This window comes from Clostridioides sp. ZZV15-6597 (assembly GCF_020657815.1).
Classification (GTDB): domain Bacteria; phylum Bacillota; class Clostridia; order Peptostreptococcales; family Peptostreptococcaceae; genus Clostridioides.
The window spans coordinates 1-14,272 of sequence record NZ_JAGWCT010000104.1 but is presented as its reverse complement, the minus strand read 5'-3'; the positions used below and the strand labels follow the sequence as shown (position 1 = coordinate 14,272).

At 26.6% G+C, this 14,272-nt stretch carries 13 protein-coding genes; 2 read left to right on the top strand and 11 right to left on the bottom strand.

Translation table 11 applies throughout. From position 1 onward, the window contains the following. Nucleotides 1-144: 144 nt before the first annotated feature. Complete coding sequence (locus tag KGF52_RS17370; protein WP_003420092.1) at nucleotides 145-321, top strand: hypothetical protein; 177 nt, start codon at nucleotides 145-147, stop codon at nucleotides 319-321. A gap of 160 nt (nucleotides 322-481) precedes the next feature. Here KGF52_RS17370 and trhA read toward each other — a convergent pair whose 3' ends face one another. Beyond that, nucleotides 482-1,135, bottom strand: coding sequence for a PAQR family membrane homeostasis protein TrhA (gene trhA, locus KGF52_RS17365; RefSeq protein ID WP_227432934.1), 654 nt, complete (start codon nucleotides 1,133-1,135; stop codon nucleotides 482-484). A 159-nt stretch (nucleotides 1,136-1,294) separates the two neighbouring features. On the opposite strand from trhA, the gene KGF52_RS17360 reads away from it, so the two are divergent. Next, nucleotides 1,295-1,861, top strand: coding sequence for a DUF1836 domain-containing protein (locus KGF52_RS17360; protein WP_413894777.1), 567 nt, complete (start codon nucleotides 1,295-1,297; stop codon nucleotides 1,859-1,861). Between the two features lie 139 nt (nucleotides 1,862-2,000). On the opposite strand, the gene KGF52_RS17355 is transcribed toward KGF52_RS17360, so the two are convergent. The 10 genes from KGF52_RS17355 to KGF52_RS17310 all read right to left on the bottom strand — a co-directional run bounded on the left by KGF52_RS17355 (nucleotide 2,001) and on the right by KGF52_RS17310 (nucleotide 13,718). Continuing rightward, nucleotides 2,001-2,210 (bottom strand): hypothetical protein, encoded by a 210-nt coding sequence (locus KGF52_RS17355; RefSeq protein WP_227432931.1) that lies wholly within the window; start codon nucleotides 2,208-2,210, stop codon nucleotides 2,001-2,003. Between the two features lie 80 nt (nucleotides 2,211-2,290). Then, complete coding sequence (locus KGF52_RS17350; protein ID WP_227827399.1) at nucleotides 2,291-2,944, bottom strand: FMN-dependent NADH-azoreductase; 654 nt, start codon at nucleotides 2,942-2,944, stop codon at nucleotides 2,291-2,293. Between the two features lie 319 nt (nucleotides 2,945-3,263). Beyond that, nucleotides 3,264-4,304: a Fic family protein gene (locus tag KGF52_RS17345; protein ID WP_227827398.1), complete on the bottom strand. Its 1,041-nt coding sequence runs from the start codon at nucleotides 4,302-4,304 to the stop codon at nucleotides 3,264-3,266. Nucleotides 4,305-4,411: 107 nt separating this feature from the next. Continuing rightward, the gene (locus tag KGF52_RS17340; RefSeq protein ID WP_227827397.1) at nucleotides 4,412-5,785 is read right to left on the bottom strand and encodes an MATE family efflux transporter; all 1,374 of its coding nucleotides are present in this window, start codon (nucleotides 5,783-5,785) and stop codon (nucleotides 4,412-4,414) included. Between the two features lie 122 nt (nucleotides 5,786-5,907). Next, nucleotides 5,908-7,794: an FtsX-like permease family protein gene (locus KGF52_RS17335; RefSeq protein WP_227841036.1), complete on the bottom strand. Its 1,887-nt coding sequence runs from the start codon at nucleotides 7,792-7,794 to the stop codon at nucleotides 5,908-5,910. After that, nucleotides 7,794-8,540, bottom strand: a complete 747-nt coding sequence (locus KGF52_RS17330) for an ABC transporter ATP-binding protein (protein WP_227827395.1) — start codon at nucleotides 8,538-8,540, stop codon at nucleotides 7,794-7,796. Before KGF52_RS17330 ends, KGF52_RS17335 begins: the two co-directional genes overlap by 1 nt. Before the next feature lie 155 nt (nucleotides 8,541-8,695). Next, nucleotides 8,696-10,906, bottom strand: a complete 2,211-nt coding sequence (locus KGF52_RS17325) for an EAL domain-containing protein (protein ID WP_227827394.1) — start codon at nucleotides 10,904-10,906, stop codon at nucleotides 8,696-8,698. 21 nt (nucleotides 10,907-10,927) lie between these two features. Beyond that, entirely contained in the window at nucleotides 10,928-11,260 is a 333-nt protein-coding gene (locus KGF52_RS17320) for a hypothetical protein (protein WP_227841035.1), read from the bottom strand. A gap of 170 nt (nucleotides 11,261-11,430) precedes the next feature. Next, nucleotides 11,431-12,825: an NADPH-dependent glutamate synthase gene (gltA, locus tag KGF52_RS17315; protein WP_227827392.1), complete on the bottom strand. Its 1,395-nt coding sequence runs from the start codon at nucleotides 12,823-12,825 to the stop codon at nucleotides 11,431-11,433. Next, nucleotides 12,825-13,718 carry a sulfide/dihydroorotate dehydrogenase-like FAD/NAD-binding protein gene (locus KGF52_RS17310; RefSeq protein WP_227432921.1) on the bottom strand — a complete coding sequence of 298 codons (894 nt, stop codon included), beginning with the start codon at nucleotides 13,716-13,718 and terminating at the stop codon, nucleotides 12,825-12,827. Before KGF52_RS17310 ends, gltA begins: the two co-directional genes overlap by 1 nt. Nucleotides 13,719-14,272 lie beyond the last annotated feature (554 nt).

Below are 14,272 nucleotides of genomic sequence, written 5' to 3'. Positions count from 1 at the left end.
ATTTGTACAGTTAGATATTTAATCTTTACTTAATTTGGAAATTTTGTGTATAAAAAATGAAATTTCGGGAAAAATTGTAATAATTTAAAAAAACTTATTAAAATATAGTATAATAAGTATATCTTAATGTAAAGGGATGATTTTATGTATAAATATGATGACTATGTAAATTTAACAAATGATTTAGATTTGCCTGTGGAAATTAGAAATAAATGTGTTAGAATTGTTAGTGTGTCAGAGAATTTAGAGGATATAATTATAGTACATAAATTCAAACTATATGTCGTAAATGAGAAGTACATTAAAGGAATTATGGAATAGACATTTTGAATATGCTATTTTTATAAACAAGTTATTATAAATATAATTTGATATTTATAATAAGGAACTGTCTTATAATAGAAGATACATTCTATATAAGACAGTTCTTTTTATTTTCTTCATTGTAGAATTTTTAGTATCAATTAACTGGATTTTTAAACTATAAAACATACAATAAAACAGCCAAAAAGTGGAATAAAGAACCTAACATAATAAAAATATGAAATATCTCATGAAATCCAAATTCAGGACTTATGTTTGGCTTCTTAATAATGTAAATAACTGCACCTATAGAGTAAGATACACCTTCTATTATTAATAAGTTAAGACAATCCTTAGGAATTGAATTAAATGCATTTATATCAAAGACAATTGCCCACCCCATAAGTAAATATAGACTTGTAGACAACCATCTAGGTGCATCCATCCAAAATATTTTTATTACTATGCCAATAAATGCAACTATCCATATTGCTGTAGTAAATATTATTCCCTCTTCTTTTTGCATAAAATACAAGCATATTGGTGTATATGAACCAGCAATCAATACATAAATCATTGCGTGGTCTACTTTTCTGAAAAATAATTCTTGTTCTGGTGTACCTTTTAAAAAATGATAATATGAGCTTGCACTATAAAGAGCAATTAAAGATAATCCAAAGACAGACACAGACACTATCATCAAAAAAGAAGTTTGTTGTAAAGATATAGATTGAAAAATTAAAATTATAGTAGCTATAAGAGATAAACAAGCCCCTATAAAATGAGTTAAACTACTTATTGGGTCTCTACCCTTTAAAAAAAATTGATACATTTCGTCCTCCTACAATTATGTATTTTAAAAATTACATTTTATATATAGTTTTTAATACTATATTATATATTTAATTATACCACTTTATATATCTTTTGCAACCATTAATATTGTTTTATTTTCTAAATTAGTGTATTATAGATATTATGGAGGTAACATATGATGAACAATGAATTAAATACCATAATACTAGAAACGCTAAATAATACAGATATAACTTCAAATGATATTCCATCTATTGACCTATATATGGATCAAATTATTTCTCTAATTGACAATAAACTTTCTGCCAATAAAAGATTTGAGGATGAAAAAATTCTCACTAAAACAATGATAAATAATTATAGTAAAGAAGGATTAATCAAACCTATTAAGGGAAAAAAATATACCAAAGAACAAATCTTACAAATGATAATCATTTATTCTATGAAAAATACACTTACAATACAAGAGATTAAAAGAATCTTAAATGGTGTATACGAAAAAGAGGATTTCAGTGGAGAAGACTTAGTGGCATGTTATGAAAAGTTTATATCAATAAAAGAAAGGCAAAGAAATAATATGCCAAACTTTATAGAGTCTAATTTTGAAAATATCACTATTAATCCAGAAAATAAAGATGATTTATTGATAGCCTTACTAAGCTTAACTTCAATGGCTGACCAATTAAAAAGTATTTCGGAAAAAATAGTAGATACTTTTTTCCAAGATACTCCAAAAAAATAATTTTAATAAAGTAAGACTGAAAATAAATATTAAAATACAATGTAACTTAAATTAATTATTATTGTATACAATATAATTTTCAGTCTAAATATTAATACTTTCTATTTTTAACTCTTTCAAGAATCTCCATATCTAAAGTTTACAAATTTAATTTTATTCTGTTTAAGTTTTGACAATGTGAACAATTCAAATTAACTTGAATTTGTTTATACCCTATGAAAACGGCTTGTTTAAGTATACCAGTGCCATCATCTATCATCACTACATTGTCTTTTATCTCTACATGGAAATTATTTTCTTGATTACACCAATAACAATCATACTTCTCATTACTTTTTTCTTCTCGCATGATTTTCGCCTCCTTCAATATAAGTTTCTACATTAAGAGAGGTTTTTCCTTTATATTTTCAATAAAATAAAATATTATAACTAAAACTTCAAAGAATCAATTATACCTTCTATTTTTTCAGATGCTTTTTCTATTGCACTTTGTCTTTCTTCTTCACTAGTTCCAGTTCCATCTACTAATAATTCATCAAATTTTTTGATTCCTATAAATTTCATGATACTTTCCACATAATTTAATCCTTTATTCATAACTGGCTTTAGTACCCATGGTATATGTCCACCTGAAGATTGTATATATACCATACTTCTATCAATATCATTTAGTATTCCTTGTGGTTTATCATCACCTTCAAAAGATATAGTTTTTCCATCTTGAATTATACAATCTATATATTCTTTAAGTGGGGCTGGAAAAGATAAACTCCACATAGGAGCTGCTATTACATATACACTTGCACTCACAAATTGGTCACAAAGACTTCTAATTTTTGCAAGTTCTTTTCTATCCTTATCATCTAATTGCTTAGCAGCTTCTTCACTAACTATACTATTTCTCTTTTCAAAGTATTGATATTCCAATCTTGGTATATGCTCCTTATAAAGGTCTACTTCTTCAACTTCAAAATCCTTATTTTTTTCCATAAATTTATTGATAAACTTTCTTGCTACAGTTTTACTTGAAGATAAATCTTCTGGTTTTGAATTCACATTTATATATAATAATTTTTTTTTCATAAGCTCACTCCTAAGATTATTTTTATATTATTATTTCACAAAAATAACCATTCTATTCTGTAGTTAAATTATAAAGTTAATAGAAATATATTTCTTAAATAATCTTAAAAAGTAAATTTATAGAATACAAGAATAAAATATAATTAATTATACAATATAATTTTAAATATATTAAAATTCTAATCAAGCAATTACTTATAATATTTTAGATAAAATAAGTATTCTATGAAGTTATGTAAATTCCTCTTAGAATTTCTAACTTCAATAAAAAATGGTATAGTGCTTTGACACTATACCATTAAAATTATTAAAGTATTTTTTAATACTTCTTCTTCCATTTTGCGCTTCTTCCCCTTGCAACAACCTCTATCTTATCTTGTTTTCTTAGATTATTAAAAACTCTATTTATAGTAGGTTCTGGAATATCAGGACATAGGTCCTTTATATCTTCTTTTGTAAAATATCCAAGAGTAGAATTTATTATTTTTTCTATTCTGCTAGTTTTTGTCTGTCTTTTCTTATCAGATACATTTAAACTGTCATCTAACTTCTTATATGCAGTCAATATAGTTTCTAAAAAATATTCAATCCAAGCATTCATATCTGATTTTTCATTCCCTATAGAGGACTTCAAATAGTTTAAGTTACTATAGTACTCATATGAACTGTCATCAAATATTTTTCCTAAACTTATATATCTTCCAACTTCATATCCACTTTTATTTAACAGCAATAATATAAGTACTCTTGCCATTTTTATATTACCTTCTTTAAATGGATGTATCAATATGAAATCTAACACAAATGCAGAAATTAATATTAATATATCAATTTCATCCTCATCTATCAATGTATTATAAGCTTCACATATTTCTTCTACGGCTTTTTCAACCTTATTAACACTTGCGTCACCATTCATGAAGTCACTATTTTTTAAATTGTATTCAAAAAATCCACTCTCTGATTTATAGCTTCCCCCTCTAGTAGATGAAAATTTATATAAGTATCCATGAAGTTCAAGAATTGTTTGTGAGCTTATTGGGATACTCTCATAAGCACTATTAATAGTTTTTACTACATCTCTGTATTCAACAATACTTAACTCTTCTCTACTTTTAGGTGTGACTTCATTACTTATTAATTTTTCTAAATTAAAAGTATTACTTTCTTTTTGATTTCCAATATATGTAGATTCTGAACAATCTACTAAAGATTTTTTTTCTAGACTTTCTAAAATTTCTTTCGGTTGTTTTTTGTAAAGCAGTTGTCTACCCTTATACTCATTTATCTTAGACAACATTCTAGCTACATTCATGTTTACATACATATTTTTTAATTTGCTTTTTTTTGTAAATTCCATAAAATCACTCCATAATTAGAATTTCTCTTCTTTTTGACAGCGGTTTTATTTTATCATATAATTGTATTTTTTACAATTTTTTACTTATTTATCTGAAATTATACTTTTTATTCGGTCGTTATTTCGCTTAATCGTTCACTTTTAGGTGTATATCTTTTCAATTCTCTAAATACTACTACACCTGTAATTACTGTGGCTATAAAGTCAGATACTGGTTGAGCTGTCCATACACCCTTTAAACCTAAGAATGTAGGAAGAATTATTACTGCTGGTATCAATAAAATTACCTGTCTTAGAAGACTTAATAACATTGCCATTTTTGCTTTACCTATAGATTGTATAAAGTTTGTTCCTGTAATTGATAAACCTACTATTGGTAACATAAGTAGATATATTTTTAAACCATCTACAGATATACTCATAAGTTCAGCGTCTTTATTAAATATTCCTATAATTGCCTCTGGGAAAAGCATAATTACTACCATACCCATACATAAAATTATAGTAGCTACTACCAATGAACCTAAGTATGCTTTTTTAACTCTATCGTATTTTTCAGCCCCATAGTTAAAACCTATAATGGGTTGCGCTCCCTGATTTATTCCAAAGATAGGCATTAAAAATACCATTGCTATAGAAGAAATTGTAGCCATAGCTCCTATAGCTAAATCTCCACCATGAGTTTTAAGAGCAATATTTGATATTACTTGAACTAAGCTTGCTGCAAGTTGCATAGCAAATGGTGACATACCTATCGCAAAGACTGCTCTTACTAATCTTTTATCTAATTTTAAATGAGATTTACTGAATTTTAAATTTGATTTTCCACTTATATAGTAGCCTATAGTTAAAATAGCTGTAAGAGCTTGAGAAGTTACTGTAGCAATTGCAGCTCCTTGTATTCCCATATTGAATCCAAATATTAACATCCAATCTAAAACTATATTAGTTAGGCATCCTATTATCATTATTCCTGCTGAAATCTTAGGGCTACCGTCAGCTCTTATTGAGTGATTTAAAGAAAAGGATAGAAGATTTACTACTGTTCCTAATAAGATGATATTTATATATGTCTTTGCATATATTAGTGTATTTTCACTTGCTCCAAATAACGTAAGTATTTTATTTGCAAATAATATCCCAAGTACCATTATTATAATTCCTGTAACTACAGCTAATGTCATTGCATTTCCTATAAGTCTTCTTGCATCTTCTACTTTACCTTGCCCAAGTTTTATTGATATAGTCGTTGTTGTTCCTATTCCTATCAACATACCAAATGCAAGTATTATTGTCATTATTGGCATCGTAACACCAAGACCTGTTATTGCAAGTGGTCCAACCCCTGGTATGTTCCCAATAAAAATTCTGTCTACCACATTATATAGACTATTTACCAGCATACCTATTATTGCTGGTATAGAGTATTTCAGTAGTAATTTACTGATTCGTTCTGTTCCTAATAATTGTTGATTATCCATCAAGTCTCCTCCTTCTTCTAATATTTAATTTTCCACATATTACAAGGGAGGTGCATATGCCCTCCCTTAATATTAACTACTTTTTAAATATTAATTTTCTATAATATATATTATATACCACTTTAATCAAAAAACCAAACTTTTCTAATATAAAATTTCTTTAGCAAATGAAAATAAAGTGAATATATACCTGAGAGCACTAATAATATACCCACATTTTTTAAGTTAAAACTATTATTTAGTACACTATTTAAAAAGAGTAAAGAAAATATGTTATTTGCAATAGCTATAATAAAAGGTACAAAAAATAGTATGCCTATCTCTATACTAACAATCTTATTCATATTTTTAAAAGATAGACCTATTTTTGATAGATTGTGGTATTTAACCTTATCAAAAGGTTCATCTGTATATAGTCTAAAATACAAAAAACTAAGAACTGCCATAAACAGAATAACACCTATGAAAATACCCATAAAGTGAAGAATTTTACTTTGCTGTAACTCAACTAAATACATATCTGGTAAAGTTAAAAAATATGACTTTATATCATTTCTATCTAGGTTAAAATGTTTTTCTTTTAACGCTTCAGTTATATCAGCACTATTTTGCCAGTTTTCATAATCAAATCCATAAAAATTTATTTTTGAAAACTTACTTTGTATATTATTATATAAATTATCATGTATAACTATAATTTTACTAAACATACCTGTAGGAAAAATTATCCTATCTGTTGATTCTTTTATCTTTATGTTTATGTTTATGTTTACATTTCTTATTTTATAAGATTTAATATCTTTTAAAGAATTTATGTGCTCTTTTGAATTATATCTAGGGACTATAATTCCCTCATTTTTCTTTAGATTAATTTTATCTAATCCCAATTGTTTTGATAATTTATTATAGTTACTTATACTTAATAATACTTCATTATTATATTCAAGCATAGGAAAACTTAATTCCTTATAATCATATTCTTTTATTGTATTTCTAATTTCTTTTAATTCTTCATATTCTTTGTTATTATTATCTTCTGAAAAATATGAGTAAACCATTGGAAAATTCTCTTTAGAGGATTTACCTTGTGAAGTTACAAGCGTTGAAGTTGTTGTAAATGCTACTAAGGTTCCAGATAAAAGTATTGTCATTAAAAACAACAATAGAGAATTATCTTTCATCTTATATACTAAATTACTTATAAGCAACATATTTGTTTTATTTTTATAAAACTTCTCTTTATTTTTCATATGCTTTAATATTAAAATGCTAAACTGAGAAAAAAATAAAAACGTTCCTAGCGTAATCAACAGTGCTATCGTGTACATACCTTCATTTATATTTAACTTATTACCAAATAGTATCATAGCATATCCTATCATAAGACATACTATGCCAAGTATCCCAAATAATCTTGAAGATTTTATATCTTTTTTAGGTTTTTTTGTACCTACTAAAAGTTCAAAAATATTGTTTTTGTTTAACAATTTTAAGCTAAGTGGTCCTGTTATCAAAAACAACAACATAAAAGATATAATTGTCATTAGTATCGCTTTTATTGGAAAGTAACTTTCTGTCAAGTTCATATAAAATATTTTACCTAAATACAATAAAAATAGATTAGAAATAGATAGCCCTAAAAGTATTCCTAATATTATTGCTAATAATCCTATTATTAAATTTTCAATCAATATCAATCTTTTCAGTTGTTTATTACTCATTCCAACTATCATCATAACTCCAAAATCCCTTAATCTAGATTTTAAGAAATTTCCTAAAGAATACAATATAAAAAGTAGACTAAATCCTAATATTATTAATTCTGAAGTCATAAGAGCCATAAATGCAGTAGAGCCACTTTGGATTCCAGAATCAGTTATAATTGGATGAAACATAGATACTGCAAATACAAAGAATATCATTATAGAAAAAATTGAACTTAAAAAATACGCTAAATATGCTCTAAAGTTTCTAATTATATTATTATAAGCAAATCTTCCAAAATTCACTACCTTACACCTCCTATTTGAGACAATACAGATAGTATTTTATTGTAAAAAGAACTATTTGTGCCTGATTTCTTTATCTCTGTATATATGCATCCGTCCTTTATAAAAACGACTCTATCTGAATGGCTTGCACTATATGCTTCATGAGTTACCATAAGTGTAGTTACATTTTGTTCTTTGTTTATCTTAGTAAATAACTCTAAAACATCATCAGTGGATTTCGAATCAAGATTCCCTGTTGGTTCATCTGCAAGAAGTAATGATGGCTTATTTATAATTGCTCTAGCAATTGCACATCTTTGAGCTTGTCCTCCTGAAATCTCATAAGTTCTTCTATCTAAAATTTTATCAATACCTAAAAATTCAGATATATTTTTAGTTTCCCTGTTCATTTTTTTTACATTTCTACCATCTAGTGTAAGTGGCAACATTATATTTTCACCAACTGTCAAAGTGTCAATCAAATTAAAATTCTGAAATACAAAACCAAGTTGTTTTCTTCTAAATTCAGCTAATTTTTCTCCTTCTAATCTACTTGTATCCTGTCCATTTAATATAACTTGACCTTCACTCTGCTTATCAATTGTAGATATTATATTTAAAAGAGTAGATTTCCCACTTCCAGATAGACCCATAACAGCTACAAATTCACCTTTTTCTATACTTAAATTAATACTATCTAATGCTTTATATGGAACTTTTCCATAATATGTTTTTGATATATTTTTAATACTTAATATGTTCATTTTATATTCTCCATTACTTTTTTATTTTTACTATATTAATATACTATCGTGAATATATCATTTTAACCATAAAAATACTCTAACAATTAACTTACATATTTGTAAGTTAATTGTTAGAGTACCAACAAACTAATTAGTATTAATAATTAATTCAACTAAAATTTTAAAAGCTTTTCAAATTCACTAAGTACCATTGGTTTAGCAAATAAATAACCTTGAGCCTTATCGCATCCTATTTCTTTTAAAAACTCTACTTGCTCATTGGTTTCTACACCTTCACATATAACTTTAATATTAATCGCTTTTGACATTTCTACTATCTTAGAGATAATAATTTTTCCACGTTTTGTATCTGTTGTCTCAATTAGAAAAACTCTATCTAATTTTAAAATATCAAAAGGAAGGTCCTTTAATAGATTCAAAGATGAATATCCTGAGCCAAAATCATCCATTGATATAAGAAATCCTATCTTTTTAAGCCTCTTAATTATATCAATCAATATATTTAAATTATCAAATACAACACTTTCTGTTAATTCAAGTTCTATAAACTTAGGTGATATATTATACTTATTTATCAATTCAGTAATATTTTCTATAAAATTATCTCTGTGTAAATGAACTCTAGATATATTCACAGAGATTGGCACAGGATTATAACCTTTGTTTAGCCACTTTCTCAAGGTCTTACATACTTCTTCAAATACAAACATATCAACATTTACAATGAAACCATTTCTTTCAAATAAAGGTACAAAATCTACAGGTGAAATAAATCCCATATCTGGATTATTCCATCTTATTAGAGCTTCTGCTCCTTCAATTTCATTTCCATCATTTAAACTATATTTTGGTTGATAATATACTACAAACTCTCCTTTTTCCAAAGCTTTATTCATATTATCTTCCAATTTCTTTTCTCTATATAATCGATTTCTTGTATCTTCATTAAAAAATGAATATGAATGCTCATACTTATCTTTTTTTGTTTTTGCAGCAATATTCGCTCTATCAATTAACAAGTCAATTTTTTGTATATCATCACTTTTATTTATCTTATATATACCACTTGACATAACAATTTTATATTTTGAGGAATTACTAGTACTTAAACTGCATATTTCATTATTTATTTTAGATAGTCTATTTAAAAGGTCAACATCAGTATTGCAGGAAATTAATAATATAAAGTGGTCATTATCCATTCTAGCACAAAGTTCATATTTGTTTGTATTGTGTTTTAACACATTTGCAATATGTACTAATATCTTATTTCCTTCAGCATAACCAAACATCTCATTTATGTATTTAAATTTATTAACATCTAATTGAACTAAGTAAAAATCATCTTTATAGTAATTATGTAAAATATATATAGAATCTTTTTTAAATTTTTCTTTGTTTTTTATTCCACTTAAGGAATCATAGTAAGCTAATTTTTTAAGTTGTTCTATTAGTGTAACATTACTTAATTTCCACAATATCAAAAATATTAATATATAGAAAAATAACTTGATTATAAAATCAATTATCAAGCTTTTAAAGTTCTTAAAAACATCACAACTTGAGATTAATGTCCAATCAGTTCCTTTGATACTCATATATCTTGCACTATATAACTTCCAATTATCCCATGATAAAAAACCACCTTGACGTTTCTCATCTATATTTTTTAAAATTTCGTTTTTACTGCTCCCTATAATATTTCCTTCTACACTAAACATATTTGTCTTATTATAGACATAATCTTTATTTTGATGAGAAATAATGGCATAGTTTTTATCTACCATTAAAAATTTAATAGAATCATCAGAATTAGTTCTACTTACTATCTTATTTACATCTTGAAAATAAAAGGAAGCAAAAATAGTTCCACTTACTTCATTATTTTTTATAATAGGTACACATATAATAAATACTTTATCCCCTGTAACCTTACTAACTGTAATATCGGAAATCACCATTTTTTTTGTTTCTAGTACCTTCTGAAAATGCGTTCGGTCTTTTATTGTCCCAACCCTTTCTCTATATGTACTTGAAGTATTTCCTTGTGCATCAGTTATTCCAAGCATAAAAAGATTATATTGTTTTTGATAAGGTCTTAATAACTTACCTTTTTCAATTAGAGAGATTCTGTCATCAGAAAATCTATCGTCTTGACTAAGAGCCTTTAATAAGGATGCATTGACGCTTAAATAATTTTCTAATTCTCTTTTTGAGGCTTCAATCATATTTTTAGAAGTAACCTCCATAGAATTACTTGCATATATAATTGTACTTGTAAAATCAATTAAAATTAATAACATCAATAAAATTAATATATACCTAAAAACTAATCCATCAAATATTTTTTCTCTTTTTCTCATATTTAAACACCATTAATTATACTATTGTAATACATACTCAATCGGCTCTTTAATAACTTGTGACATTACTCTATATGAATAATCCAAAAGTATTCTTTCTTTAAATTTATATGAATCCCTTATACAAGATTCATAATTTAAAACTGGCACATTTGATTTTTCAACTTTATATAGGAATGGCCTATATTCTAATGATGGGATATTATTTTTTAAGTAATTTATACTTGCTTCATCTAAAATGCTTACATTTTCAATGTCTGTTGTACCAATATATGCAACAGTTATACCCAAAATATTCTTTTTAGATATAAGTTCTAATGTCAAGTTTGATAACTCTGATTCTGCCAACCACACATTATTCCCCCCTTATAAAATCTTTATTCGATATTATTTTACCATAATTAAACAAAATTATGTTGCTTAGTGATAAATATTACAACAATAACTGTGACTTTATTATATAATTTTCAAAAAAAATATACCAAGCTAGAAATTATTCTAACTTGGTATATTTAATTTACAAATTAAGCATTAACTTTTGCTTTTAAATATTCATCTATTGAAGCTGCTGCAGTTTTACCAGCACCCATTGCAGATATTACTGTTGCTGCTCCAGTAACAGCGTCTCCACCTGCAAACACACCTTCTTTAGAAGTTTGACCGCTTTCATCTGTTATTAAGCATCTTCTCTTATTTATATCAAGACTCTTTGTTGTAGAAGATATTAATGGATTTGGACTTGTTCCAAGTGACATTATAACTGTATCTACATCAAGTACAAATTCAGAACCTTCTATTTCTATAGGTCTTCTTCTTCCAGAATCATCTGGTTCTCCTAATTCCATTCTTATACAAACCATACCTTTAACATATCCATTTTCATCTACTAAAATTTCTTTAGGATTTGTCAATGTATTAAATATAATTCCTTCTTCTTTTGCATGATGTACTTCTTCAGCTCTTGCTGGAAGCTCTTTTTCACTTCTTCTATAAACTATATATGATTCTGAACCTAATCTTAATGCAGTTCTAGCAGCATCCATAGCAACATTTCCACCACCAACTACAGCAACTTTTTTACCAGAACTAATAGGTGTATCATAATCATCTCTATAAGCTTTCATTAAGTTTACTCTAGTTAAAAACTCATTTGCAGAAAATACTCCATTTGCATTTTCTCCTGGTATATTCATAAACATAGGAAGACCAGCTCCTGAGCCTATGAATATAGCTTCAAATCCTTCATCTTCTATAAGTTCATCTACTGTAATTGTTTTACCAACAATTACATTAGTTTCTATTTTCACACCTAATTTTCTTATATTATCTATTTCAGGTTGAACAACAGCTTGTTTTGGAAGTCTAAATTCAGGTATTCCATAAGTTAAAACTCCACCTGGTTCATGCATTGCTTCAAATATTGTTACATCATATCCTTTTTTAGCTAAATCACCAGCACAAGCAAGACCTGCTGGACCACTTCCTATTACAGCTACTTTTTGATTTTTCTTAGGTTCTGTATCAGATAAGTTTATATCATTTTCTTTTGACCAATCTGCTACAAATCTTTCTAATTTCCCTATTGATACTGCATCTGATTTTATTCCAAGTATACATACACCTTCACATTGACTTTCTTGTGGGCATACTCTACCACAAACAGCAGGTAGTGAACTACTCTTAGCTATTACTTTAGCAGCACCTTCTATATCATCTTCTTTAATTTTTGTTATAAATCCTGGGATATCAATTCCTACTGGACATCCTCCTACACATTTTGGTTTTTTACATCCTAGACATCTATTAGCTTCTGCCATAGCTTCTTCTTTATTGTATCCTAAACATACTTCATCAAAATTTGTTGCTCTTACAGCAGGTTCTTGTTCTCTAACTGGTACTTTTACTTTTTTAGCATCCATTATTTGTTACCTCCACATCCACAATTACTATGATGATGACTGTCGCCTTCTTCAAGTTTTAGCATAGCTCTTCCTTCTTGAGTTTTATACATAGATTGTCTTCTCATCGCTTGGTCAAAGTCAACTAAATGTCCATCAAATTCAGGTCCATCTACACATGCAAACTTAGTCTCATTTCCAACACTAACTCTACAACCGCCACACATACCTGTTCCATCAATCATTATTGTATTTAAACTTACTATAGTAGGTATGTTTAATTCTTTAGTCAATTGACACATAAATTTCATCATTATCATTGGTCCAATTACTATTGCTTGGTCATATTTTTTACCTTGATTATCAACTAAATCTTTTAATAAATCTGTAACTCTTCCATCAAATCCATATGTCCCATCATCTGTTGATATGTATACATTTTTAGCTACTTTTCTCATATCATCTTCTAATATGATTAATTCTTTAGTTCTTGCACCAATTATTACATCTACATCTAATCCATTATCTTTAAACCATTTAACTTGTGGATACACTGGAGCAGAACCTACTCCACCAGCTACAAATAGGATTTTTTTATTTTTTAATTCTTCTATATCTTCATGTATGAATTCACTTGCTTGTCCTAGTGGCCCTACAAAATCCATTACAAAATCGTTTTCTTCAAACATTGCTAATTTCTTAGTTGAAGCACCAACTGTTTGGAATACGATAGTCACTGTTCCTTTTTCTCTATCATAATCAGCTATTGTAAGAGGAATTCTTTCTCCCTTTTCGTCATTTTTAATTATTATAAATTGACCAGGCTGAGAAGATTTTGCAACTCTAGGAGCCTCTATTTCCATCAAATAAATACTATCTGTTAATTGTCTCTTACTAACTATTTTATTACTCATCTCGCTATTCTCCATTCTAACAAATATATTTTTCCCACTTTAAATTTAATTAAAACATAACCACACAACACTATAACTCTAATTATAATACAATATTAGTTCTCGATTAAATGTTTTGTATTGGACATCCCCCCTGTAAAATAATTATAACTGCCCAAATTACAAATAGTTGATATTAACAAATTACTTTTAAATTCCAACAAATATTAAAACCTATATTATACGTATAATTTGTTATAGATTTAACCTAATACACACTTAAAGTATACTATATTATGCTAAATTTGTAACAAAAATTTTATAAATACATAATAAATTTTTTTTATTCAATTATTTGTTTAATAAATTAACCTAGGTTTTCATAATAACTCAGATTTCTTTAAAAACTAAACGTGTATAAGGCTTTAATCTATTGCAATACCAGCTTTTATATAAACTAAAATATACTCTTATTTTATTATATATCTAAAATTTTTAATATTCATTAATTATTTGAATTTTTATATAAAATTTTTATATTTTCTAAAGATTTATTTACTTATGTAATAATTTAT